The 26,003-nt window shown below is 48.5% G+C and carries 22 protein-coding genes and 1 pseudogene; 17 read left to right on the top strand and 6 right to left on the bottom strand.

Going from position 1 to position 26,003, the window contains the following annotated elements:
• Window positions 1-187: 187 nt before the first annotated feature.
• Both Q0V21_RS21070 and rlmN read left to right on the top strand, forming a co-directional pair.
• Window positions 188-1,552: a sodium-dependent transporter gene (locus Q0V21_RS21070; RefSeq protein WP_079348123.1), complete on the top strand. Its 1,365-nt coding sequence runs from the start codon at window positions 188-190 to the stop codon at window positions 1,550-1,552.
• A gap of 178 nt (window positions 1,553-1,730) precedes the next feature.
• Complete coding sequence (gene rlmN, locus Q0V21_RS21065) at window positions 1,731-2,825, top strand: dual-specificity RNA methyltransferase RlmN (RefSeq protein ID WP_301880484.1); 1,095 nt, start codon at window positions 1,731-1,733, stop codon at window positions 2,823-2,825.
• 343 nt (window positions 2,826-3,168) lie between these two features.
• On the opposite strand, the gene Q0V21_RS21060 is transcribed toward rlmN, so the two are convergent.
• Window positions 3,169-3,609 (bottom strand): GNAT family N-acetyltransferase, encoded by a 441-nt coding sequence (locus Q0V21_RS21060; RefSeq protein ID WP_079348119.1) that lies wholly within the window; start codon window positions 3,607-3,609, stop codon window positions 3,169-3,171.
• A 208-nt stretch (window positions 3,610-3,817) separates the two neighbouring features.
• Here Q0V21_RS21060 and Q0V21_RS21055 point away from each other — a divergent pair, with 208 nt between their 5' ends.
• The 3 genes from Q0V21_RS21055 to Q0V21_RS21045 all read left to right on the top strand — a co-directional run bounded on the left by Q0V21_RS21055 (window position 3,818) and on the right by Q0V21_RS21045 (window position 5,882).
• Window positions 3,818-4,258, top strand: a complete 441-nt coding sequence (locus Q0V21_RS21055) for a MarR family winged helix-turn-helix transcriptional regulator (RefSeq protein WP_079348493.1) — start codon at window positions 3,818-3,820, stop codon at window positions 4,256-4,258.
• 179 nt (window positions 4,259-4,437) lie between these two features.
• Complete coding sequence (locus Q0V21_RS21050) at window positions 4,438-4,986, top strand: hypothetical protein (protein WP_079348117.1); 549 nt, start codon at window positions 4,438-4,440, stop codon at window positions 4,984-4,986.
• Between the two features lie 167 nt (window positions 4,987-5,153).
• Window positions 5,154-5,882, top strand: coding sequence for a class I SAM-dependent DNA methyltransferase (locus tag Q0V21_RS21045; protein WP_079348115.1), 729 nt, complete (start codon window positions 5,154-5,156; stop codon window positions 5,880-5,882).
• Window positions 5,883-6,189: 307 nt separating this feature from the next.
• On the opposite strand, the gene Q0V21_RS21040 is transcribed toward Q0V21_RS21045, so the two are convergent.
• A complete protein-coding gene (locus Q0V21_RS21040) occupies window positions 6,190-6,969 on the bottom strand; it encodes an ABC transporter ATP-binding protein (protein ID WP_301880479.1) in 780 nt (259 codons plus the stop codon).
• 84 nt (window positions 6,970-7,053) lie between these two features.
• Window positions 7,054-8,255: pseudogene (locus Q0V21_RS21035) on the bottom strand (MFS transporter).
• A gap of 141 nt (window positions 8,256-8,396) precedes the next feature.
• Between Q0V21_RS21035 and Q0V21_RS21030 the strand changes: the two are divergent.
• The 9 genes from Q0V21_RS21030 (at window position 8,397) to Q0V21_RS20990 (ending at window position 20,534) form a co-directional block, all read left to right on the top strand.
• Window positions 8,397-9,290 (top strand): helix-turn-helix domain-containing protein, encoded by an 894-nt coding sequence (locus Q0V21_RS21030; RefSeq protein WP_301880477.1) that lies wholly within the window; start codon window positions 8,397-8,399, stop codon window positions 9,288-9,290.
• Between the two features lie 470 nt (window positions 9,291-9,760).
• Complete coding sequence (locus Q0V21_RS21025; RefSeq protein ID WP_301880475.1) at window positions 9,761-10,681, top strand: ABC transporter permease; 921 nt, start codon at window positions 9,761-9,763, stop codon at window positions 10,679-10,681.
• 29 nt (window positions 10,682-10,710) lie between these two features.
• On the top strand, window positions 10,711-11,592 hold the full coding sequence (locus tag Q0V21_RS21020; RefSeq protein ID WP_063565907.1) for a carbohydrate ABC transporter permease: 882 nt from the start codon (window positions 10,711-10,713) through the stop codon (window positions 11,590-11,592).
• A 55-nt stretch (window positions 11,593-11,647) separates the two neighbouring features.
• On the top strand, window positions 11,648-13,243 hold the full coding sequence (locus Q0V21_RS21015; protein WP_301880473.1) for an extracellular solute-binding protein: 1,596 nt from the start codon (window positions 11,648-11,650) through the stop codon (window positions 13,241-13,243).
• 31 nt (window positions 13,244-13,274) lie between these two features.
• The gene (locus tag Q0V21_RS21010; protein ID WP_301880472.1) at window positions 13,275-14,258 is read left to right on the top strand and encodes a LacI family DNA-binding transcriptional regulator; all 984 of its coding nucleotides are present in this window, start codon (window positions 13,275-13,277) and stop codon (window positions 14,256-14,258) included.
• Between the two features lie 44 nt (window positions 14,259-14,302).
• Window positions 14,303-15,415: a glycoside hydrolase family 88/105 protein gene (locus tag Q0V21_RS21005; RefSeq protein ID WP_301880471.1), complete on the top strand. Its 1,113-nt coding sequence runs from the start codon at window positions 14,303-14,305 to the stop codon at window positions 15,413-15,415.
• Window positions 15,412-16,488 carry a pectinesterase family protein gene (locus Q0V21_RS21000; protein ID WP_301880470.1) on the top strand — a complete coding sequence of 359 codons (1,077 nt, stop codon included), beginning with the start codon at window positions 15,412-15,414 and terminating at the stop codon, window positions 16,486-16,488. Before Q0V21_RS21005 ends, Q0V21_RS21000 begins: the two co-directional genes overlap by 4 nt.
• 374 nt (window positions 16,489-16,862) lie before the next feature.
• Window positions 16,863-18,434 carry a chitinase gene (locus Q0V21_RS20995; protein WP_301880469.1) on the top strand — a complete coding sequence of 524 codons (1,572 nt, stop codon included), beginning with the start codon at window positions 16,863-16,865 and terminating at the stop codon, window positions 18,432-18,434.
• Entirely contained in the window at window positions 18,435-20,534 is a 2,100-nt protein-coding gene (locus Q0V21_RS20990; protein ID WP_301880467.1) for a glycosyl hydrolase family 18 protein, read from the top strand.
• 220 nt (window positions 20,535-20,754) lie between these two features.
• Here the strand turns inward: Q0V21_RS20990 and Q0V21_RS20985 are convergent, their stop codons facing one another.
• Both Q0V21_RS20985 and Q0V21_RS20980 read right to left on the bottom strand, forming a co-directional pair.
• A complete protein-coding gene (locus Q0V21_RS20985) occupies window positions 20,755-21,600 on the bottom strand; it encodes an aldo/keto reductase (RefSeq protein ID WP_024629737.1) in 846 nt (281 codons plus the stop codon).
• Window positions 21,601-21,794: 194 nt separating this feature from the next.
• Window positions 21,795-22,994: an MFS transporter gene (locus Q0V21_RS20980; RefSeq protein ID WP_301880466.1), complete on the bottom strand. Its 1,200-nt coding sequence runs from the start codon at window positions 22,992-22,994 to the stop codon at window positions 21,795-21,797.
• Window positions 22,995-23,156: 162 nt separating this feature from the next.
• Here Q0V21_RS20980 and Q0V21_RS20975 point away from each other — a divergent pair, with 162 nt between their 5' ends.
• From Q0V21_RS20975 to Q0V21_RS20965, 3 genes are all read left to right on the top strand, one after another.
• Window positions 23,157-23,552 (top strand): winged helix-turn-helix transcriptional regulator, encoded by a 396-nt coding sequence (locus tag Q0V21_RS20975; protein WP_063567750.1) that lies wholly within the window; start codon window positions 23,157-23,159, stop codon window positions 23,550-23,552.
• Complete coding sequence (locus Q0V21_RS20970; RefSeq protein ID WP_024629740.1) at window positions 23,549-24,226, top strand: TIGR00266 family protein; 678 nt, start codon at window positions 23,549-23,551, stop codon at window positions 24,224-24,226. The genes Q0V21_RS20975 and Q0V21_RS20970 overlap by 4 nt, the downstream gene beginning before the upstream one ends.
• A gap of 98 nt (window positions 24,227-24,324) precedes the next feature.
• Window positions 24,325-24,786 (top strand): MarR family winged helix-turn-helix transcriptional regulator, encoded by a 462-nt coding sequence (locus Q0V21_RS20965; RefSeq protein WP_301246140.1) that lies wholly within the window; start codon window positions 24,325-24,327, stop codon window positions 24,784-24,786.
• Window positions 24,787-24,938: 152 nt separating this feature from the next.
• Here the strand turns inward: Q0V21_RS20965 and Q0V21_RS20960 are convergent, their stop codons facing one another.
• Entirely contained in the window at window positions 24,939-25,913 is a 975-nt protein-coding gene (locus tag Q0V21_RS20960) for an aldo/keto reductase (RefSeq protein WP_301880464.1), read from the bottom strand.
• Window positions 25,914-26,003 lie beyond the last annotated feature (90 nt).

Genomic DNA, 26,003 nt, shown 5'->3' with positions numbered 1-26,003 from the left:
TAGGGGGTTCAGTGGACTACATATCGCATGCTGATTGCTTTGTTAAGCGAAGAAGGCAAGGGCAGCATATTTAATGTAGACATTCCTGTAAATAAATAACATTTCGATTAATTTCGATTTTCGAATGACCTGAGTGGATGACTGTTATATAATAACGGAAAATCTTAGAACAGATGGAGTAGATATAATGAATTTTAGTAAGTCCAATGATTCCAACTTGAATCAAGACGGTCCAAACAAAGGTGAACGCTTCTCACAAGCCGGATTCATTATGGCTGCCATTGGCAGCTCGGTCGGTCTGGGCAACATGTGGAAGTTTCCTTATATTACGGGGGAGAACGGGGGCGCTGCCTTTTTCCTGCTCTTTATCGTTTGTCTTCTGTTGATTGGTCTGCCCGTATTGCTGGCCGAACTTGCGATTGGCCGCAGCGGCAGAGGAAGCGCAGCAACGGCTTTTATTAAAGCAGGTGGACAAAAGGGGTGGCTTGCGGCTGGCTTGCTGCAAGTACTGACGCCGTTTATCATTCTTTCCTTTTATGTCATCATTGCAGGCTGGACGCTGCAATATGCAGTGACGTCCTTCAGCGGTACATTGTATAACAATACCGACTTTGCCGGACAATTCGGTGATTTTGTGGGCGGTTATATGCCTTTGGTGTGGCAAGTGGTTGCAGTCCTGATCACAGGCCTGATCGTAGTCAAAGGAGTCTCCAACGGCATTGAGAGGTTTAACAAGATCCTTATACCGGCGATGCTGGTGCTGCTCGTGATTCTGATGATACGTGCGGTAACTTTACCGGGAGCTGGAGCGGGAGTATCCTTTTTCCTGAACCCCGACTTCTCACAGCTTACGACCGAATCTGCCCTGGTTGCGCTTGGACATGCCTTCTTCTCCCTGTCGCTTGGTATGGGTATTCTCGTGACATACGGTTCATATGTTGATAAAAATCAATCGCTCGGTGCAGCAACCGTTGCTGTCGGCGCGGGTGACCTGATATATGCGTTCATTGCCGGTCTGATCATATTCCCAACGACATTTTCCTTCGGGATTGCACCGGATCAGGGTCCGTCGTTGATCTTTGTGGCACTGCCTGCTGCGTTCTCGGCCATGCCGCTCGGATTCCTGTTCGGCGGATTGTTCTTCGTGCTTCTGGCGATAGCGGCATTAACATCAGCTGTATCCTTGCTGGAGGTTCCGGTGAAGTATTTCATGGAGCGATTGTCCTGGAGCCGTAGTCGTGCGGTATGGGTCATTTCACTTGCAGTCTTCCTCGTGGGTCTTCCTTCGGCACTTTCCTTGGGGTTGATGCCTGATCTGAAAATTGGCTCCAAAAATGTGTTTGACTGGATGGATTTTGTGGCATCGAACATCATGCTTCCAGTTGGTGGATTGCTGGTTACTATTTTTGCCGGATACTTCTGGAAAAAGGCTGCCGAAGCATCCGGCCTGCGTGCAGGATGGTTCCGGGTATGGCTGTTCATGCTGCGTTACGTAGCGCCTATCCTGGTGCTTCTGGTTCTGCTGCACACCTCCGGTATTATTCACTTCTAAACGGTTGGGAATGGAAATGAAGAAGTAAGGTACTGTGCAGATTTGCCATTGATAAAACCTCTTGGAAGAAATGCAAAAGCCCTTGTGTTCCCTCGTCAATTTTGGGACAATACAGAGTAGAGGTTTTTTGGGTAGGACCGATGAGCCATATGCTTTTTTGCGAAAAGAGGACAATAACATGATTAAATCATCCATATATGGATTAACATTAGAGCAATTACGTGCCTGGCTGCCGGAGCATGGACAGAAGAAATCCCGTGCTTCCCGCATCTGGGAATGGTTATATCAGGAGCGTGTGAACGATTTTACCGAGATGACGGATGTCCGTCAGGAATGTCTGGATGTTATTTCCGAGCATTTTACAATGAACTCGCTGAGTGAACATGTGAAGCAGGAATCGGCAGACGGCACGGTGAAATTTCTGCTGCGTATGCAGGACGGCAATCTGATTGAAACCGTCTTAATGCGACAAAAATACGGTCTCACTGTATGTGTAACCACTCAAGTGGGATGTAACATTGGCTGCAGCTTCTGCGCGAGCGGGCTGATCAAGAAGAGCCGTGATCTGTCCGGTGGCGAAATTGTAGAACAGATTATGCATGTACAACACTATCTTGACTCAGCTGGCCAAGGCGAGCGGGTAACTAATGTGGTCGTGATGGGAATTGGCGAGCCGTTTGACAATTTCAAGAACATGACGGACTTCATCGAAGTGATTAAGGATCGTAAAGGATTGGCGCTTGCGGCCAAGCGGATCACTGTATCCACGAGCGGACTGCCTGACAAAATTAAGGAATTCGCCGACAGTAATCTGCAAGTCAATTTGGCGATTTCGCTGCATGCACCGAATAATGAACTGCGTACACACATTATGAAGATCAACCGCGCCTTCCCGATTGAGCAATTGATGGACGCGGTGGATTATTACCTGACGACAACGAACAAACGCATTATGTTTGAATATATTTTGCTTCGGGACGTCAACGATCAGCGGGAGCATGCCGCCGAACTGGCTGAACTACTTTCGAGCCGGAAAAGCATGGTCAGCGTCAATCTGATTCCGTACAATCCGGTGGATGAGCACAGCCAGTATCAGCGGAGTACCGAAGAGTCCATTCTGGGCTTCTATGATACATTGAAAAAGAATAATATCAACGCCACTGTACGCATGGAGCATGGTACCGATATCGATGCCGCCTGCGGACAACTGCGTAGTAAACAGATGAAAAATAATGCCGATGAATCGCAGCCAGGTCGTCTGGCTTTGGGATAAAGAGGTGAGAGAAGAAGTCAGGTTAACGCCTGACTTCTTTGTCATGATCATGCTAATTAAACGCTCTCCTAAGTGGAGCACTCCTAACGAACACACCACACCTTATTGAGGCAAATTACATGAATTAGAAATCCTAACGCATCTCAGCCACTTTATTACGGTAAAAACCGCAGAAAAAGGTGCATTGTAGGCTGCAAAACAGTAAATAAGGTGTATACGATTCATTACATTCTCAAAGTGGCTGAATCTCCTATAGTAACACTTGCTGGGTTCCTTAGAACCCAAAAAGAGCATCCCAAAGTCTTGTTCTTGACCTTGAGGATGCTCTTTGTTCTTTTTGTAGTTATTTCAGCTTTTTGGTCATCAGCAGATGAGGAATGCCATCTTCCATAAATACGTCCGAGGCAGCTGTGTATCCGAGACGTTCGTAGAACCCGGAGGCTTGTACCTGAGCGTGTAGCTTGGCTTTCTCCAGCCCTTGGTCCAGGGCCATCTGTTCCAGCTTATCGATTAGTACACGACCAAGCCCATGTTTTCGATAATCGATCATGACACAGATCCGTTCCAATTTAGCAACATTTTCAACTACACGCAGTCTGGAAGAGGCAGCTGGCGCACCGTCCACGTAAAGAAGGATATGACGAGCTTCTGTATCCAGTGCATCGTAAGCGTCGAATTCATCCTCCGCAGGCACCCCTTGCTCTTCAACAAAGATGGCGGTACGTATGGCGAAGCAGGCGTCGAGCAAATCTTGGCGATTAGCTTCAACAATAGTTGTATTCATGAAATTTTCCCCTTTAGTCAATAGTAATCCTATCCTGACATGGTAAACTGGTACATAGCATGAACGTGTACCTGTCCCATGTGTTATCATGGTTAAAATTTGAACAGATTCAATTTAGTTATATCATCAATTATGTTGCGAATGCAACAATTATAGATGGAGAGTGGATACATTGACTGAAAAAAAAGAAGTGCTGCGTGAAATTGGCATGATTGCCCGCTGTCTGGATTCAATCAGCAACGTTGAATTCCAGCATCTAAACCTGTCTCGTGGACAGTATTTGTATCTTTATCGCATTTGCGAGAATCCTGGCATTATTCCCAACCAGCTGGCTGAACTAATCAAAGTCGACCGTACCACGGCAGCCAGAGCTATCAGCAAACTGGAATCGGACGGATTTATTGTCAAACAATCCGCATTGGATAATAAGAAGAATAAGCTGTTATATCCGACAGAGGCTGGTCTTGAAGCCTGGGAGTTTATCCGCAGAGAAGGAGTTCACTCGGACCAGGTGACGCTTCAAGGCTTGACGGAAGAGGAGATTGAGACAGCCGTGAACCTCTTACGCCGAATGCGTCATAATATCGAGGTGGATTGGAAATTCGTCAAAAAAGGCGGCCGCCGGCCTTATATGGATCAATCTGAATAAATCCTATCTCTGTCCTTGATTGCTATAATCCATTTCATTTACGCCTGCGTGTCCTATTATACGTATGGCTTCTTTGAAGCATGTCGATAGACGCTTTTCTCAGTAAATTCACAGAAAGTGATGCTATACTTCTTCTCATCAGGAATAAACCATTCATTGTGAAGGGGGGGGCAACGATCATGAACAAAGCAGCCGTAAAGAAGAAATCGTATATACCGAAGAAAGACCGTAAATGGGTATTGCTCAGTCTGGTGGTGGCAGCAGTTATTTTGGCTTACGGTCTGTGGAGTTTAATTCATCTGTATAACAGTACAACAAACTGGAACGACCACCACATCAGCGAGGCTTATAAGGGTTATGGCTCTCAGGCCCAGATATTGCTCTTTATCGTGCTGGCTTATTACGTGATCCTGTTTGTGATGAAACGTAAATGGCTTGACGCCTGGGCGCAAATCAGGAAACTAGCTATAAAGCTGCTGGGCATAGCCCGTCGTGTACACGTCCCGATAGCCATTGTTGCAATGGGATTGATAGCCCTTCATGTGATTGGAGCTTTTTTGTTTAACTTCATGCTGGATTTTAATCATATTACGGGATTGCTCGCTGGGATTGCTCTGCTTCCTGTTCCGATTGCCGGGATTTTCCGTTACAAGAAGCTAGATCGGCAGTGGCATCTGAGATCGGGTCTCGCTTTTGCTGTATTGTTCCTGATCCATGCTTTTCTATAAAAAAAGAAGTACAGTGAAGCGCCAAGATGGCGCTCGCTGTACTTTTTTGGTTTTAGGTTTGCCGAGGTTGAATCAGGCAAGGGTTCCAACTATAGCTTCCAAAGGTGTATAATCTTTCAGGCTGAATAGGAGAGCTAAACTTCATCTCAGTAACGGAGGGGTACGCAATGAACGAACGTGGATCTGATTTTTACGAAGATGAAGCTAATTTTGAGAAGTATATGGAACGCCGGCAGTGGCAGGAAAATGCCAACGATACGCTGGAGAAGCCTGTGATGCTGGAATTGATCGGAGACGTTGGGGGAAAGAGCATATTGGATCTCGGCTGTGGGGATGCGAGGTTCGGAGCAGAACTGCTGGGCCCTGGCCATCTTGGAGGCAATTATACCGGAGTTGAAGGTTCAGTGAATATGATTCAGGCTGCCAATGAAACGATAAAGGGCAAGAACGCACAGATTGAGCAAGCTTATATGGAAGACTGGAGCTATCCCGCGGATACATATGATCTGGTCATTTCCAGACTGGCGATTCATTATATTGAAGATGTGAATAGCTTGTTCCGAAAGGTATATCACACGTTAAAAGAGAATGGTACATTCGTATTTTCGGTAGAACATCCTGTGATTACGTCGACGTTACAGCCTTCGGGGACCCGAACCAACTGGGTGGTTGATCAGTATTTTGTGGAGGGATTCCGGGAGCAGCAATGGCTTGGAGGTACGGTGAAAAAAATGCATCGCTCCATTGAATCCTACTACATGGCATTACAGCAGGCGGGATTTCAAGTACAGCATCTGCGGGAATCGACGCCTCAGCGTCCGTATTTTGTGAACGAGGAGACGTACCTGCGCAGACAGCGCATTCCGTTGTTTTTATTCCTCTCTGCCCGGAAATAGTACACAGAAAACTGTGGATAATTCATAACATAACCAAACAGCCCAAAAGCCTGTCCACATGTGGATAAGATTCTGGGCTGCTTCGAATATTCTGACTGTGAATAGATAAATTGAACTAAAGAATATTTACACTTGCCACTCCGTTGACAGAACAACCTTCCGATCACTGTTATCCCCAGATTCTTTTGAATCCCTTATTTAAAGGGGAAAATCCGGGGATAAAGGCGAACGCTCTGCTTCTTCAGGTTATTTCTGTCCTCTCCGTTATCGTGTAAATGTTTAGTTCAATTTATATAGATATAGAAAATTATTTATCCGATGCTCTTACATAGACACGTTCTCCATGCCGATCCACATCCACAGGGGATTCAAAAAAGTTACTCAATACGTCACGGTTCATCAACTCGCTGGTTAATCCGCTATTCACGATCTCGCCCCGGCGAAGCAGCAGGCTGTGACTGAATACAGGCAATATTTCCTCCGTATGATGGGTCACGTAGATGAGCGAAGGGGTATCCGGCTTCTGCGTCAGCTCGTTGATACTTTCCAGCAGCCGCTCTCTGGAGAACAAATCAAGCCCATTGCAGGGTTCGTCCAGAATGAGAACACGGGGGTTAGCCATCAGGGCTCTGGCGATGAGCAGCTTCTGCTTCTCCCCCTGGGAACAGGTGCGATATTCGCGATCCCACAAATGCTGACAGCCGAGCGTATGCATCAATTCCCGTGCTTGATCCAGATCCTCGTCTGACAGTTTATCGTACAGTCCAATGGTGGCGTGTTTGCCGCTGATGACAACATACTGTGTGCGATCGGTACCATATAATTTCTCCTGAAGGGAGGAGCTGACCCAGCCGATCGACTTCCGTAGCTCGCGCAAATCCACATCTCCGTAACGGTGTCCAAGCACGGTTATCGTACCTTCTGTCGGCCAGAGATATCCGGTGATCATGTTCAGGAGTGTGGTTTTACCGGAACCATTCAGGCCAAGCAGTGCCCAATGTTCGTCTTCGTTTACACGCCAGCTGACATCGTTCAGCAGGGTGATCGGTCCCCTTTTCCAAGTAACATGCTTTACATCAATGATCATGGGTTATTCCTTCCTTCTGTTAACCTCTGTCTCAATTATCCTGACCTTATTGTAGTCACAAAACGACTGACGTTTCAATGCATATTAGGCGTTCCGTGGCCGATCCCGGCGCAGGAATACAGCACACACCCCGAGCAGCGGCAAAAAGGAACATAGCTTGATGACGAATGAAATGCTGGTCACGTCAATCAGGGAACCGAGCACAACCGATCCAAGTCCTGCCATACCAAATGACAGACCGAAGAACAATCCCGATACCGTCCCAATATGACGCGGCAGCAATTCCTGCGCATACACTATGATGACGCTGAATCCTGACATCAGAATCAGTCCGATGATGCCGCACAGCACCATGGATAGAGCAGGTCCCGCATAAGGCAGCAATAGTGAAAATGGTGCAGTACCCGCAATGGAGAACCAGATCATCGGTTACGTCCATAACGGTCAGCCAAGGGGCCGCCGAGCAAGGTGCCAACCATGCCAGCAAATTGCAGAACGAACAGGCAGATCTGAGCTTGCGAAAGAGGCAGGTTATACGCATCGGCGTAATAAAAAGCATAGTATCCGGTCATACCGGCAATATATACGAATTTGGAAAACAGCAGCAGGATGAGAATACCCATTGTAAAAGCGATAAATCCCCGACTTACATGCTGGGCAGCAGGCTGCACAATGCCGTTTGCCTGTACAGGCTGTTGCTGACGGCTGCGATTGTCCGCCAATTTGTCTCTATACCAGCGGCTAACGGAAGACTGGATAAAGATCCCGATCAGGGCAAAGGCCATCAGCCACAGAAAACTAAGCTGCCCATGCGGGAGCAGGATAAAGGCAACGAGCAATGGGGCGAGAGCCTGACCGGTATTACCACCGACCTGGAAGATGGACTGTGCCATTCCGCGACCGCGACCAGCGGCCAGATGGGCGACACGTGAGGATTCGGGATGAAGAATGGATGAGCCTATGCCGATCAATGCTGCGGATACTAACAGCATCCATAACTCGGAAGACAAGGCAAAGCCGAGAACACCAATCAGGGAGAATAACATGCCGCCGGGAAGCAGGATCGGCATCGGTTTGCGATCAGACATATAACCGACCAGCGGCTGAAGGACCGATGCGGTAATATTCAATGTGAAGGCAATCCAGCCCATCTGGGCGAAACTGAGCTGCATGGTTTGCTGAAACAGCGGGAAAGCAGACGGAACAACGGTCTGCATCGCATCATTCAGCAGATGGGCGAAGCTGACCCCGGCAAGCGCCCAATTGGCGGAGTGATTGATTTGCATTTTGCTTACAGCGGCTTGAGCCACGGGAGATCACCTCGAATTATTTTTTACCATGATAAAAGATACAGGCCGCTATTGTCTTTGTGAAAAGTGCTTGGAAAGTGAGCACGATTTGCTATAATGTCAGCAGGTGAGGAAACGATGGAATTAAATATGATGCTGAATGGATTGGAATTGTGGAAGGCTTCTGGCGGATTCGCCAATGAACCCCATGTGCACGATGACTGGTATCAGGTAACGATGCCTGTAAGAGGCGAGTGTCATCTGGTGCAGGAACAGCAGACATATCCTCTGCAAGCAGGATTGGGGATTATTGCCCATCCCCGGATGGAGCACTTTTTCGAGATTGGTGCGGATTCCGCGGTTATCGTTATCAAGTTTCGCAATCCGCCAATTGGCGGATTGGAGGATTCAGATCAACAAGGAGCGCAGACTGAGTTTCGGACCACACAAACCTTCGATCCGGCTGAGATCAGCAGACTGTTTCGAGGCTGGAACGCCATTTTGCTGGACGATGCGCCCGAACCATTGCAGATACAGGAAACGGAGCTTGCGGTAGAGACATATCTTGGACGGATGCTGACCGGTCAACAGAATGGGAGTAGCCTGAAGCTGGCAGCCACAGGAATGGGTGGGGAAGGGAGTTCGGGCGGGAGCCTGGTTTACGGGCAGCTTCGGAATCTGCTTCAGCGAACAAGCGCCAACGGCGGCGCGTTCATTGACCCCCATATGCAGCGCGTGCTGGAGTATATATACAGTGACTATACAAGTCCAATGGACATCGAATCCATGGCGGCGGTTGCGCACCAGAGCAGATATCATTTTATGCGTTCCTTTAAGGCACTGACAGGTTCAACTCCGTATCAGTACGTGCTGAATTTGCGTGTGGAGGAAGCGACCCGACGACTGCGCCATACAACAGATTCGGTGACCACCATCAGCTTTGGGCTGGGGTTCTCCAATGTCAGTCAGTTCTACAGAGCGTTTCAGCGAGTGACGGGTGTAACACCGATGGAGTATCGGAACCAGATGTAGAAATCCGAAGACGTTGGGCCATAAGTACACTTTTTGAAAAATAAAACAATCCTGCGCTGCGCCAGAACGCTGGCGGAGGAAGGACAAGAGCCGGGCAGAACGGAAGAAAACGTTCATTGCCCTTTTTTTCTCTCCTTTTTTGCCACTAGCAGGTCACCCTGACCAACAAAACCATGCAGTTCTCTGTGCAGGCATACACTGATTTTTGTTGTTGCCAAACCAGATGGACTTTGCTAAGATGGGAAAAATAGTTTATGTAAGCGTATACATTAAGGGTAAAATTACAACGTTGTAATTATGGATTTATGTTTATATCTATGTCTTTAATCGTTTTTTATTTGTATTAATACTCCATTCAAAAAGGGATTTAATGGGTTTTTATTTAAGGGGATGACCTGAATTATGCATGAAGTGGTATGTTTATGTCCAAAAATTCAAACGTTGTAATTTTAATGCGAAGGAGAGTCTAAATGGTGAAAAATCACATGTCGACGCTATTCAGCCTGATCAAACGGGATAAGGTTTTGCTGCTGATGTTCTCACCCATTTTTCTGTATTACGTCATCTTCATGTATGTTCCGATGCCTGGCATGCTGCTGGCCTTCCGCAACTTCATGCCAGGGCAGGGAATGTTCAGCGGGGAATGGGTTGGCCTAAGGTGGTTTGATCAGTTTGTGAACTCCATCTACTTCTGGAGGCTGCTGCGCAACACGTTTTTGCTCGCTTTCCTGCCACTCCTGTTCGGCTTCTCCATCCCCATTCTGTTCGCCGTCTGTATTGTGGAGATCAAGAATCAGACGTTCAAGCGGTTCGCCCAGACCGTCACCTACCTTCCGCATTTCATCTCCACCGTCGTGGTCGCGGGCATGATTATCAACTTCCTGTCACCCACTGACGGGATCGTGAACACCTTGATTGCCAAGCTCGGTATGGAGAAAGTGAACTTCATGATGGACGCCGGGTGGTTCCGAACGATATTCACCAGCTCTGATATCTGGCAGAGCTTTGGCTTCAGCTCCATCATCTACATTGCAGCCATTATGGGCATTGACCCCGAAATGTATGATTCCGGCAAAATGGACGGCGTCAACAAATTCCAGGAGCTATGGCACCTGACACTTCCAAGTATCAAACCAACGATTGTCATCCTCCTGCTCCTGTCGCTTGGCGGCATTATGAGCGTAGGCTTCGAGAAAGTATATCTGCTCTATAACGGTGCTACCTATGAGACCGCAGACGTGTTATCCACCTACGTATACAGGATGGGGATTGAAGGACAGAACTACGGATTTGCGACAGCTGTCGGCCTATTCAACTCTATTATCACCTTTGTGCTAGTGTTCGCGGCTAATACGATGACCCGGCGCCTGACCAAGATGTCACTCTGGTAAGACCATATCCCGACCCAAAGGAGACCTGTATGCAAAAATCAAGAAGTGACCGGTTATTCTACGGATTTGTCTACCTGCTGACTATATTGGCTGTCGTCGTTACGCTGTATCCTTTCCTGTATGTGATCAGCATTTCATTCAGTTCGGTTGATGCGATCGACAAACAAAAGGTTGCGTTGTGGCCGGTAGGATTCACCTTGTCCGGGTATAAAATGGTGCTCCAATACCGGGAGTTGTGGGTGTCCTTCTATAACACCCTGTGGTACACCGTTATAGGTACACTGCTGAATATTGTAGCTACGTGCCTCGCTGCATTTCCGTTATCCAGACAACAATTTTTCCTTCGCAGAAAGCTGAACTTTTTCATTGCCTTCACCATGTATTTCTCGGGTGGACTCATCCCGGTCTACATGCTGATTACGTCACTCGGGCTGTACAATACGCGATGGGTGATGGTGCTGCCCGTGCTGGTCATTACGTTTAATGTCATGATCTGCCGCTCAGCCTTCGAGGGTATTCCGAATGAAATCTTCGAAAGTGCAAGCATAGACGGGGCCAATGAACTGACCATGTTATACCGTCTAGCAATACCCATCATCAAGCCAACGCTTGCCGTGCTGACGTTATATTACGCCGTATTCCACTGGAACAACTTCTTCTCAGCCCTGCTATATCTGGGCAAACAGGATATGCAGCCCTTGCAAATGTTCCTGCGCAGAGTGCTGATCATGGCATCACCGGAGGTCATGCAAAAAATGGGTGGCACGATGACCACAGGCGCGCTGGCGGTGTCCACACTTCAGGTTCGGTATGTGTCGATTGTGGTCAGCATTCTGCCAATCGTTACGATCTACCCTTTTATCCAGCGGTACTTCGTCAAAGGGATTACCCTCGGAGCCGTGAAAGGATAGCCTTATTGATCACCATGCATCACCCAAGATTGTTCATAACGAGGAGGAATAACGGATGATAATCAGAGGGGCCGGAAGAAAAAGTGTTCTCGCGGTGATACTTGCCATCAGTCTCGCCGCATGCAGCAGCAGTACAGGAGCAGGGGGAGACAAGGAAAGTGCTTCAACAAGCTCGGAACCAGCGTTTAACTACACAGGGGCAGGTCCGGTAACCGACCAGAAAGATGCCAAGCTGTCGATTCTCGGGACCAACGCATGGACGACCAACGTGGATCTCTCGACTGCCGAGATTGTGAAGAAAATTGAGAGCAATGCTGGGGTAACGGTCGATTGGGATCTCATCCCGCCGCAGAACTACGCGGATGCGGTGAATCCAAGGCTTGCGGCTGGAACGGGATTGCCGGATATCGTCTATTTGCCGGATCAGGATCAGCTCATGAAATACATTAACAGTGGTCTGTTTATTCCGCTGAATGATCTGGTAGAGAAGTATGGCGTGAATCTCAAAAAAATATACGACAAATCCCCATCCGTCAAAGCCAGTTTAACGACGCCAGATGGTAAAATGTATTATGTTCCGCAGCAAACGCTTACGAAGAACTACATGCCATTGTTTATGGTGAATGAACGCTGGTTGAAGAAGCTGGGACTGAACGAACCTACGACACTGGATGAGTTCACAGCGATGCTGCGCAAATTCAAGACAGATGACCCGAACGGTAACGGCGAGGCGGATGAAATACCATTGTCCATGGAATCCAAGTTTGTGCCGATGGCATTTGGCCCTGCTTTTGGCCTGGATCTGTCCAATCAGTTCTATGCCGATGACCAGGGTAAGGTGCATTTCAGCTATTATGAGCCTGCCTACAAGGAATATCTCACATACCTGAATGGGCTGTACAAAGAAGGCCTGCTCGGGGTGGACTATGCCAGTACGACAAGCGATCAGGTGACCTCCCGCATCTCACAGGATGTAACCGGAGCCACGTTTAATTTTAGCTGGTACATGTCGATGGTCTACAGTCCGCTGTTCAAGGATTATGATCCTGCGGAGCCCATCTTCAAAGGCATTCTGCCACTAAAAGGACCGCATGGTGACCAGTTTTATATTGGACGTACAGCCGTGAGTGGCATCTTTGGAATCTCCAAGGACAGCAAAAATCCGGAGCTCGCCTTCCGTTTCCTGGATTATGCGGTGAGTGAAGAAGCGCAAACGTATTATACGTGGGGAATCAAGGATGATACGTATACTGAAGAGAATGGCGTGAAGACATTCACGGACAAAGGCAAGGATAACGACTATATCCAGAAACTCGGCATTGGTCCCGTGAATCTGCCGAACATTCAGTCTACGGACTCGGCGGATTCCGTTGTGGCTGAATGGCATGCCAAGCTTGACAAGGAACTGGAGCCTTACATCCACGAACCGTTCCCATTCGTATATGCTCTGCCGGATGAGGCGAGTGTAGAGAGCATGTCCATGCCGGATATTACGACATATGTGGAAGAGATGAACTTTAAATTTATAAGCGGAGATACCAGTCTGGATCAGTTTGACAATTATATTGAGACGCTGAAAAAAATGAACATTGAGCAGGTTATTGCCGGCAGACAGGCGCAATATGACCGGTATAAGGCTGCACAGCAATAAGCTTCCCAAGGGTTGAGAGGTGTGGATTGATTTGATAACCATTAAGGACATTGCCAAACTGGCGGGAGTGAGCTACAGCACGGTATCCAAGGCGCTCAACGGTGATCCCCGTATCAAACCGGCGACGCGGCAGAAGGTGCTCGCGGTTGCGGAGAAGCATCAATATCGAAAAAACATTATGGCACAGCAGCTTTCCACCGGCAGAAGCAACATTATCGGCTTTGTTCTTGATGAACTGAGCAATCCGTTGTTCTCGAATATATCGGGCAATCTGCACGCAGAGTTGAAGAAGCGGGGATACCAGATGATTTTGGTCGTCGCGGATGATGGGCTGGATGTTTTTAGCCAGCTTCGCGTAGATGGATGCATTCTGTGGGATTATGCGCTGGATAATCGGGATGCCTTCTGGAAAAAGTTCGCGACACTTAACATGCCGTGTTTTGTGCTTGGTACAGATGAAGCCCCGAACTCCCCTTATATCAAGATTGACCGGAAAGAGGGCATATACAAAGCGGTTGAGCATCTGAACTCACTGGGACATAGCCGGATTGGTTTCATTGGCAACTCGCAGAATATCAAGCTTGAAGGGTATCGGGAAGCTTTGCAGCGCACGGGTCTTGAATTTGATCACCGCCATGTGCTGCCTGCACACTCCTCCTGGGAGGACGGATATTTTGCTATTCGAAATTATACGTTTGAACCCGATTCACCAACGGCATTTATTGGCTTGAACAACCTGGTGACCCGAGGTGCGCTGAGGGCTTTGCTGGAAGCAGGCTACAGTGTACCCAATGATATTTCGTTAATCGGTTATGATGATCTGCCGGATATGCAGTATGCCGAGGTGGCACTGACAACCATTGGTCCGCCACTGGATGAACTGGCCGCACAGGCGGCAGAGTTGATCGTATCGTTGATCCGTGATGAGCATGTGGATTATCCGGTCGTCATTCAGCCGCAGCTGAATCATCGCAATTCGACAGCCGTTTGTCGGCAGCAGGTGTCTGAGCATTAAGGATAGGCTGAGTACAACATTCAAGGTCCAGGGAGGGTTCTTTTATGCAGGTACAAATGCAGTTATCTTGGTCGGAGCGAATAGCGGAGATGATTTGCCGGCAATGTGATGGAGAGGGCTATCATGTGTTTCCTTCGGAACGGTGGGCTTATGTTCAGGGGATGACGTTAATGGCAATGGCACGCATCGGCAAGCAATACGGCAAGGACGAGTATGTTTCTTTTATGAAAAGACATATGGATCTGTATATTCAGGAGGACGGTTCCATCGGAACGTATTCCCTGGAAGAGTACAACCTGGATCAGATCAATCAGGGCAAGAACCTGTTCGAACTGCTGGAGACCACCGGGTATCAGCGATATGCTGAAGCCGCACACCTGCTCGCAGCCCAGCTTGCAGGACAGCCCCGAACATCGGAGGGTGGATTTTGGCACAAAAAAATCTATCCGTTCCAGATGTGGCTGGATGGGTTGTATATGTCGTCGCCATTCCTGGCGCAATATGCCAAGACGTTTGATCGGCCTGATCTGTGGGATGAAGTGGCTCATCAGATTTTGCTGATTGAACACAAGACGCGTGATCCGCGCACAGGTCTGCTCTATCATGGCTGGGATGAATCGAAGGAGCTGATCTGGGCCGACTCCGTAACCGGATGCTCTTCGCACTTTTGGAGTCGGGCGATGGGCTGGTATGCGATGGCGATCGTGGATAGTCTGGAGCACTTCCCGATCCATCATCCGAAACGGGGCACAATCATTGGCATCTTCGAGCGTATGTGTCATGCCTTGGTTCGTGTACAGGAGCAGGAGAGCGGACTCTGGTTTCAAGTGCTGGACCAGGGATTCCGCAGAGGCAATTATCTGGAAGCTTCCGGTTCAAGCATGTTTGTGTACGCCATGGCAAAGGGCGTTCGCTTGCGTTACCTGGAGCCGCATTTCAGGCAGGCCGCAGAGAAGGGATGGCAAGGACTGACGTCCCGGTTGGTGGAAGAAACAGAGGAAGGCGTGAAGCTGAACGCGATCTGTCACGGGGCAGGGCTGAGTCTGGATCGGGATGGTTCGTACAGTTATTATGTCGGCGAGCAGATTGTGAGTGACTCGTTCATGGGCATGGCACCGCTCCTGCTGGCTGCGCTGGAAATGGAGCGATTGACATGAACAAACCTCTGTCACAAGGAGCGAATCTGGATCTGTACAGGAATGGTTACCTGGTTGCTGCGGACGGAAGTGGCGATTTTTCCACTATTCAGGCTGCCATTAATGCGATTCCGGCCGACTGCACTGAAAAGTATACAATTCGTATAAAGCCAGGCACCTATGTTGAAAAACTGCACATTGAGAAGCCAATGGTCCACCTCATGGGTTCGGGAGCCGATCAGACCATCATCACGTATGATGATTACGCGCTCAAGAAGTTCCCGAACGGGGAGTTGTATCATACCTTTCATTCCTACACGGTCTTTATCGGTGAAGATGATTTTACCGCAGAAGGGCTTTCCTTCGTAAACTCGGCTGGACCTGGTGGTGAGGTTGGTCAGGCGTTGGCCGTCTACGTGGATGGGGATCGGGCAGCCTTCCGGCATTGCCGATTTATAGGTCACCAGGACACGATCTTTACCGGACCGCTGCCTGAGCAGCCGATGGACCGGAGTTTCTTCGGGGGGCCGCGTGACGGGGCGGAGCGGCGGAAGCTGCGTCAATATTATGAGGACTGTTACATTGAGGGCGATGTCGATTTTATTTTCGGCTCGGCTACGGCGGTGTTCCAGGGGTGTGAGATCTTTGCAAAGAATCGTTTATCGGATTCAGCGGCGGCGGAGGGAGATGTGAACGGCTGGATTACCGCTGCCTCTACACCCGAGGATGTACGTTATGGCTATGTGTTTATCGATTGTGACCTAACCAGCAATGCCCCCGCCCAGTCCGTATATCTGGGCAGACCATGGCGTAATCATGCCAAAGTCTGCTTCCTGAACTGTTGGATGGGCGCGCATGTGAAGCAGGAGGGCTGGCACAATTGGAACAAGACCGATGCGGAAGCGACGGTTGCGTACGTTGAATATCATAGTGCGGGGCCTGGGGCCGGAAGTGTGATGGGGAGAGTTCCATGGGCGAAAATACTCAGTGAGCAGGAAGCGGCCGAATACGCTGTGCCTGTTATTTTATCCGGCGAGGATGGGTGGCAGCCTTTCGAAGGTATGCTGTCATTTGAACAGCTTCCTCGAAATTAAAATAAACGTGGTAATACATCCGTTACTTTAAAATAAAAAAAGGCCGTCTATCACGTCTCTTAATGACGTGGTAGACGGCCTTTTGCCCGGTATATTACATTTTTCGCCCCCCATAGAAATAATTTATCCCTTATCTCAATTGCATTTTACTGATTAAATACAGGGTGAGGATCTGTAAATTCCCTGTAAAATTTGGTTGATGCCTGCAAAAAGAGAAAACGAGAGGGAAGGTCCATTTTGATAAGGAAAGGGAGTGAAGCGACGCTCATCGTAAGACGGTTATACATGCTCTATAGATCGCGGATCACATGTAAGTGCACCAGTGAAGCATGGTTTGCAAGGTGAAAATAACCTTAATACAGGAGGGATTTTGCTTGAATCAAGCTGTTCGATTCCGCCCGGTCATTACATTCGCTTTGGCATTTCTTCTGATTATTACGTGGTTTGCACCAAGAGCAGACGCCGCTGCCCAGTGGCAGGCAGGCACCGCATACAAAAAAGGAGATCTAGTAACCTATTTAAATAAAGATTATGAATGTATTCAGCCCCATACGGCTTTGACCGGATGGGAGCCCTCAAATGTACCCGCATTGTGGAAATACGTCGGGGAAGGTACGGGAGGGGGGACTCCAACTCCGGATACGACACCACCTTCCGTTCCTGCAGGTTTAACCTCATCCTTCGTCACGGATACATCGGTCAATCTTACCTGGAACGCATCCACGGACAATGTGGGTGTAACCGGATATGAAGTGTACCGGAACGGTACTCTCGCGGCGAACACTTCAACAACTACGGCTGTAGTAACAGGACTGACAGCCGGCACCACATATGTTTTTACAGTCAAAGCAAAAGATGCGGCAGGCAATCTGTCCGCTGCAAGTACCTCTCTCAGCGTTACGACTTCCACCGGACCTTCGAATCCTGGGCCAACCGGCAGTAAATGGCTGATCGGCTACTGGCACAACTTCGACAATGGCTCTACCAATATTAAACTTCGCAACGTGTCAACAGCCTATGACGTTATTAATGTCTCCTTTGCCGAGCCGATCTCACCCGGCAGCGGAACGCTTGCTTTTACTCCGTATAACGCTACGGTAGAAGAGTTCAAGTCGGACATTGCATACCTTCAGAGCCAAGGGAAAAAGGTACTGATCTCCATGGGAGGAGCCAATGGCACGATTGAGCTCACGGATGCGACCAAGAGACAACAGTTCGAGGATTCCCTAAAATCCATTATTTCGACTTATGGATTCAATGGCCTCGACATCGATCTTGAAGGAAGCTCCTTGTCTCTAAATGCGGGGGATACCGACTTCCGTAGTCCAACGACTCCGAAGATTGTTAACCTGATTAACGGCGTGAAAGCGCTTAAATCACATTTCGGTGCCAATTTCGTTCTAACTGCTGCACCGGAAACGGCCTACGTACAGGGCGGATATCTGAACTATGGTGGTCCTTGGGGGGCGTATCTTCCAGTGATTCATGCCTTGCGCAATGACCTGACCCTGCTGCATGTGCAGCACTATAACACCGGTTCGATGGTGGGACTGGACGGCCGCTCATACGCTCAAGGGACAGCCGATTTCCATGTCGCCATGGCCGAAATGCTGCTTCAAGGCTTTAACGTAGGCGGAAGCTCGGGTCCATTCTTTAGTCCTTTGCGACCGGACCAGATTGCGATTGGCGTACCTGCTTCCCAGCAGGCTGCTGGAGGTGGCTATACGGCGCCAGCTGAGCTGCAAAAGGCATTGAATTATCTGATCAAAGGAGTATCATACGGCGGTTCCTATACATTGCGCCAGCCTGCAGGCTATGCCGGTCTCAAAGGCATTATGACCTGGTCAATCAACTGGGACGCATATACAAATAACCAGTTCTCGAACGCACATCGTCCATTCCTGAATGGGCTTAGCACGCAAAAGACAGAGGAGGTTGTGTATTAAATGATAAATTTAAATAAACACACTGCGTTTAAGAAAACTGCAAAGTTTTTCCTTGGTCTTTCCTTGCTCTTATCCGTTATTGTTCCTTCTTTTGCACTCCAACCTGCTACGGCCGAAGCAGCAGATTCTTATAAAATTGTTGAGTACTACCCATCCTGGGCTGCGTACGGGAGAAACTATAATGTAGCCGATATCGATCCGACCAAAGTGACGCATATCAACTATGCGTTTGCCGATATTTGCTGGAACGGCATTCATGGAAATCCAGACCCTTCGGGACCCAATCCTGTAACCTGGACCTGCCAGAATGAAAAAAGCCAAACGATCAATGTTCCGAACGGAACGATTGTGCTCGGCGATCCATGGATCGATACGGGCAAGACCTTTGCAGGGGATACGTGGGATCAGCCCATTGCAGGCAATATCAATCAGCTGAACAAGCTGAAACAAACCAATCCTAACCTGAAAACAATTATCTCCGTCGGAGGATGGACGTGGTCCAACCGCTTCTCTGATGTAGCTGCGACTGCTGCAACTCGAGAGGTCTTTGCGAACTCTGCCGTCGACTTCCTGCGGAAGTACAATTTTGACGGGGTAGATCTGGACTGGGAGTACCCGGTATCCGGCGGACTTAATGGTAACAGTAAACGTCCTGAAGATAAGCAAAACTACACTTTGCTCCTGAGCAAAATCCGTGAAAAGCTGGATGCAGCGGGAGCTGTGGACGGCAAGAAGTATCTGCTTACGATTGCAAGCGGTGCGTCTGCGACCTATGCTGCCAATACGGAGCTTGCAAAAATTGCTGCCATCGTCGACTGGATTAACATTATGACATACGATTTTAACGGGGCTTGGCAAAAAATCAGCGCGCATAATGCGCCATTGAACTATGATCCTGCGGCTTCAGCCGCTGGCGTGCCAGATGCCAATACATTTAATGTGGCTGCCGGAGCACAAGGGCATTTGGATGCAGGCGTACCGGCTGCTAAACTCGTGCTTGGTGTTCCATTCTACGGCCGTGGCTGGGATGGATGTGCACAGGCAGGCAACGGCCAGTATCAGACGTGCACGGGTGGTTCTTCCGTTGGAACATGGGAAGCAGGCTCCTTTGACTTCTATGATCTGGAAGCCAATTACATCAACAAAAACGGATATACACGTTACTGGAATGACACGGCCAAAGTGCCATATCTCTATAATGCGTCCAACAAACGCTTTATCAGTTATGACGATGCAGAGTCCGTTGGATATAAAACGGCTTATATCAAGAGCAAAGGGCTCGGCGGAGCGATGTTCTGGGAGCTCAGCGGTGACCGTAACAAAACACTCCAAAACAAACTGAAAGCCGATCTGCCTACCGGAGGTACAGTGCCACCAGTAGATACGACGGCACCAAGCGTACCAGGAAATGCCCGTTCGACAGGCGTGACGGCAAACTCGGTGACGCTGGCATGGAATGCTTCAACAGATAATGTAGGTGTGACAGGCTATAACGTCTATAATGGCGCTAATCTTGCGACAACAGTAACCGGAACGACCGCAACGATCAGCGGACTCACAGCGGGTACGTCATATACCTTCACGGTAAAAGCAAAAGATGCAGCAGGTAATCTGTCTGCAGCCAGTAATGCAGTAACCGTAAGCACTACGACTCAGCCGGGAGGCGATACACAAGCGCCAACTGCACCGACAAACCTTGCTTCCACCGCGCAAACGTCCTCCAGCATAACGCTTAGCTGGACGGCATCCACAGATAACGTGGGTGTAACGGGTTATGACGTTTACAACGGGACAACACTGGCGACAACAGTAACCGGAACGACGGCAACAATCAGCGGGCTTGCGGCCGATACATCGTATACGTTTACGGTAAAAGCAAAGGATGCAGCAGGCAATGTGTCTGCAGCGAGCAACGCGGTGAGCGTGAAAACCTCGGCAGGAACGACGAATCCCGGCGTTTCCGCTTGGCAGGCAAACACAGCTTACACTGCAGGACAACTGGTCACATATAACGGCAAGACGTACAAATGTTTGCAGCCCCACACGTCCTTGACAGGATGGGAACCATCCAATGTGCCTGCCTTGTGGCAGCTTCAATAGTTAAAAATTTGAATACAACATTTTTAATTAAGCGAGCAGTGTTCGTGTAGATTGGCTTGTACCGCTAAACCGAAGAAGATAAGAAAATGGAAGACGAAAAACCACCGGCTCTTGATCCGGTGGTTTTTCGCTATAGTATGCCAAAGCAGGCTCCAAACAGGTTTTGCCCTACTTATTTTTTTATCTGTATATCAGGCTTGGACTAATCAGAAACCTTCAATTAAAAATCAAAGTTATCCGGGTCAGGTCCAACGCGAACGTCTTCGTTCAGGGCGCTAATGCGATCCATCTCATCATTGGACAGTTCAAAGTCGAATATGGAAGAGTTCTCGACAATGCGTTTTTCTTTGGTGGACTTCGGAATGGTGATGACACCGTTCTGCAAGTCCCAGCGCAGGATGACTTGTGCTACCGATTTACCTTTCGCAGTGGCAATCTCGGTCAGGACCGGGTTGTCCAGAAGTTGACCCTGCATCAGCGGGGACCATGCTTCGAACTGAATTCCATTGTTTTCACAGAACGCTTTAAGATCGACTTGAGTCAGACGAGGGTGGTACTCCACTTGATTTATCATTGGTTTCACTTCGGCATCCTGCATCAGATCTTCAAGGTGATGGATCTGGAAGTTGCTGACGCCAATGGCTTTGACGCGTCCTGCTTTGTACAGCTCCTCCATCGCTTTCCATGCACCTTTATATTTACCTGCCTTTGGCCAGTGAATGAGATACAGGTCCAGGTATTCCAGTCCCAGTTTGTTCAGTGATGTTTCATAAGCAGCAAGCGTCTCCTCGTATCCGAGGTCTTCGTTCCACACTTTGGATGTGACGAACAGATCTTCACGCTTCAAATTATTTTCTTTTAGCGCCTCGGCAATCGCTTGACCTACACCCGATTCGTTGCCATAGATAGCGGCTGTATCAATGCTGCGGTAACCGTGAGCAATGGCTTGTTTAACAGCCTCGATTAATTCGGCTCCTTCTTCTACCTTAAATACGCCAAGTCCGAACCAAGGCATATGAACACCGTTATTTAAAGCTACTGTGGATTGTAAATGTTGTGCTGTCATGTGAAGTCCTCCTCATAGTATGAACCAAAATAATAGTAATGATGTAAAACGATAAATCCTGTTGTTCTTCATTAAGTCATAGTAGATTAAATTCGAATTAACGTATTATACTAGATTTACAATAAAGGGGAAACCGGATTGCTTTAACACTGGAATGATGCATGGTTAAGCCTGTTGCTCTGACTGAACCTGTCTTACGTCTCGGATGGAGAATACGGATCTTTACGATCAAGCGCTCTTGCCCAACCTGTCAGAAGAACGGCAACCAGGACCATAATTGCACCCACCCATGTGGTATGAATCAGACCGATGGAGTCCGTGATTACGCCGCCCAAATAGGCACCGATGGCGATCCCTGCGTTAAATGCCGCGATGTTGAAGGCGGACGCCACGTCTTTGGCCTGCGGTGCATAACGTTCTGCTAGCGTCACGACGTACATCTGAAGCCCTGGCACATTCATGAAGGCAAGCAGACCCATCCCTAGAATGGTGATTAATGCTGCAAACTTGAATGGAACGGTGAAATACAGGATGCCCAGAATGATGGTCTGAATGATAAACATATAGAACAGTGCTCGGAGCGGATTGTGGTTGGCCGCTTTTCCTCCGATAATATTACCGATCGCAATGGCGATTCCGTACAGCAGCAGAATTCCCGCGACTGTTTTGTCGGAATAACCGCTGATGTCATGCAAAAGTGGGGACAGGTAGGTAAACACAACAAACGTTCCGCCATATCCCACAGCGGTAATGGCTAAAGCCAGCAGCAATCGTCCGCCTGTTATCAGCTTCAACTGTTCGCGGAATGCAGTCCGCTTTCCGCGTTGCAGCGTGGACGGTACAAGAATCATGTTACCGATGAAGGCAATAACACCGACGACAACGATAAGAATGAAAGCTGCACGCCAGCCCCAGTTCTGACCGATGAGTGTTCCCAGGGGTACACCGGTTACCGTAGCGATGGTCAAGCCGGAGAACATAATGGCAATGGCGCTAGCCCGGCGATTTGCAGGAACCAGGTCTGCCGCAATGGTGGAACCAATGGACATGAATACGCCGTGTGCCAGAGCGGAGACAATTCGCGCAATGAGCAGCATGGTAATTCCGCTTGATAGCGCAGCCATGGTGTTACCCGCGATAAAAACGACCATAATGGCAAGCAGCAGTGTCTTTCGTGACACTGTTGACGTTAGTGAGGTTAGAATCGGTGCCCCGAAGGTTACACCTAATGCATATAAAGTAACGGTCAGTCCCGCCGTCGTTACGGAAATGCCCAGGTCATCTGCAATAAGGGGCAATAATCCAACGCTGATAAATTCAGTGGTGCCGATGGCAAACGCACTGATTGCCAGCGCCAGCAGTGCCCAGGTACTGCGTTTTGAATCTTGAATCATTTCTTGTTCAACTCCTAGAATGTAGATTTACTTACCGGCAAATGCTATTATGAGTTATTCGACATAAAATGAATAGTACGTACTTTTTAGTACCCTACGTACTTTTTAGTGCCTATATAGCATTTGTTTTTATGAAATAAGAATTCCGGGAGGATATTCAACATGATCAGAAAGAAATATAATATTTCCGTTGAAGCGACGCTTGAAGTCATCGGAGGCAAGTGGAAATGCGTCATCCTCTGCCATCTGACACATGGGAAGAAACGAACCAGTGATCTGAAGCGTATTATGCCCGCAATTACGCAAAAAATGTTAACACAGCAGCTTAGGGAGCTTGAGGATGACGGGATCGTGAACCGTATTGTCTATAACCAGGTTCCTCCCAAAGTGGAGTATGAACTGAGTGAATATGGCCGAAGTTTGGAACCGATTCTGAACGCCCTATGTAACTGGGGAGATCAGCATATTATTAAGGAATACGGAGACAAATTCTCCGTGTTGGAGGATAATGGGCTAAATGATTTTAACACGGACAACAAGGAGCTGATGAAGCCATGAACTATGAAATTCTATATGATGGTGCATTTGCGATGCTTAAGGTGCAATTGCAACGGGGAGAACGGTTCAAGGCGGAAAGCGGTGCAATGGTATCCATGACACCAACCGTTGATTTGAAGGGATCTGCTGAAGGCGGCATGTTTGGCGGAATCGGACGGATGCTCAGCGGCGAGAAATTCTTTTTTCAGGAATTGACGGCTGCAGGGGGATCTGCAGAAATTCTGCTCTCGCCGTCCAGCATGGGAGATGTGGAGGCGGTTGAACTGGATGGTTCCTATTCGCTCTACGTACAGAAGGATGGATTTCTGGCTGGAACGGAAGGCATTCAGGTGAATACCAAAATGCAGAACCTGAAGAAAGGTCTTTTCTCTGGAGAAGGTTTCTTTATTATAGAAATCAGTGGTCGAGGAACTGTGTTCCTGTCTTCCTATGGTGCCATCCATGCCATCAATCTGGCTGCGGGTGAAGAAGTGATCGTGGATAATGCTCACTTGGTCGCATGGCCGAGTTATGTGGATTATCGCATTGAGAAAGCATCCCAAGGCTGGTTATCCAGCGTGACGAGTGGAGAAGGGTTGGTATGCCGATTCCGGGGTGAAGGTACCGTTCTAATTCAGAGTCGTAATCCGCATGGATTTGGCCAATGGGTGAAACAATTTATTCCTTCACGCTAATGTATCCCATTGCAAATGTACAACGTTGAAACACATCGGTTCCAACATTCGTTATAAGATAGATGAAGCTCAAGGTGTAATGATGGAGGTATATAGAAATGGAAAGCTCACGGTATAAAAATGCTCAGGAAAGCCCGGGGTATCTGCTATGGCAGGTGACTACGATGTGGCAAAAGGAAATACGCAAGGTGCTGGAGCCTCTGGAATTAACCCAACCCCAATTTGTATTATTGCATGCCTGTGTGTGGCTCAATGAACGCGACACTGAGGGCAAGGGAGTAACCCAGGTTCAGCTAGCGCATTTTGCCAATGTGGATGTTAATGTTACTTCTCAAGTTCTCCGTGCTCTTGAAAAGAGAGAGTTGATTACTCGCAAGCGTCATCTTACAGATACCCGTGCGAATATTATTACAACAACGCCGGAAGGAACCCGCTTGGCACTTGAAGGTATTCATCTAGTTGAAGCCGCCGACAAGGTGTTCTTTGATGTGTTAAGTGGTCGTAAGGACGAATACATGGAAATCATGCAGGAATTTATCCGACATAAAACAGATGTTTAATCCATAGAACGATTTTTTCCTATGCTTTATTAGACTACAGTGTGTAGTGAAGTTGGAAGTTGTCATGTTAATCTAATTCTGATTTTCTTATACAAAAGTTGAAATAACCTCCCTGGCTTTTTAGCCGGGAGGTTATTCCTGTTGCTTCAATTTCAATCTATCCGATATGTGGCAAACGGCTTGCCATAGCGATATGAGTCGCTGAGTTGATCGAGCTCGGTGATCATGTCATCGCTTAGTTTCATGTCCAGACTAGCCAGATTATGCTCCAGCTGCTCTGTACTCGTTGCACCAACGATAACCGTCGAAACAGCAGGGCGTGCCATCAGCCAAGCGAGCGACAGGACACTTGGGGAGCATCCATACGCCGATGCCTTTTCGCTGACCTGCTCCCCCAGTTGAATATTGTGTTCCAGCAGAAAACGGTTGAAGGCTGGATCGGTATCTGCTCTGGAACCGGAAGGTACGCCAGATTCGCCGTTGTATTTCCCTGTTAGAATGCCGCCTGCCAGCGGGAAATACGGGATGATGCCAACGCCCTGATCAAGGCACATCGGTATAAGTTCAAGCTCAGGTGTGCGATCAGCCAGAGAGTAGCTGGTTTGGGTCGAGATATAACGTACATATCCTTTCAGCTCGCTGGTGCCAAGAGCTTTCATCAGCTCCCAGGCTGCATAGTTGGAAGCACCGATATAGCGGACTTTGCCGGAAGTGACCATATCATCCAGTGTGCGCAGCGTCTCATCCAGCGGTGTGTGCGGATCAAAGGTATGGATCTGGTACAGATCCACATAGTCCGTCTGCAGACGCCGCAGGCTATGTTCAAGCTCTTGCTGCAAATGATAGCGCGAGGAACCGCGCCCATGGGGACCGTCATGCCGGGGGAGTCCGGCTTTGGTAGCAAGCACAGCGTTTTCCCGTCGACCTGTAAGGGCCTGTCCGATAATCCGCTCTGATTCCGTTCCAGCGTAGATGTTGGCAGTATCGATAAAATTAATTCCCTGATCCAGTGCCGCATGAATAATGCGGATCGAAGTCGGGTCGTCCGCCCGTTTACCAAAGGCATTGGTGCCGAGTCCAAGTGCGGAAACACGTAGACCGCTATTCCCCAAACGTCTATATTCCATCGCTTATCGCTCCTTCTGTGTCATTTCTTGTATAGCAGATTATAACGTAATCTATTGAAAACGTGTTATTAATATAGTTAAATGATTTTA

The sequence above is a fragment of the Paenibacillus sp. 11B genome (genome assembly GCF_030487755.1).
In the GTDB taxonomy this organism is placed as follows: domain Bacteria; phylum Bacillota; class Bacilli; order Paenibacillales; family Paenibacillaceae; genus Paenibacillus; species Paenibacillus vandeheii.
The sequence above is the reverse complement of the archived record's forward strand: the minus strand, read 5'-3'. Positions and strand labels throughout refer to the sequence as shown.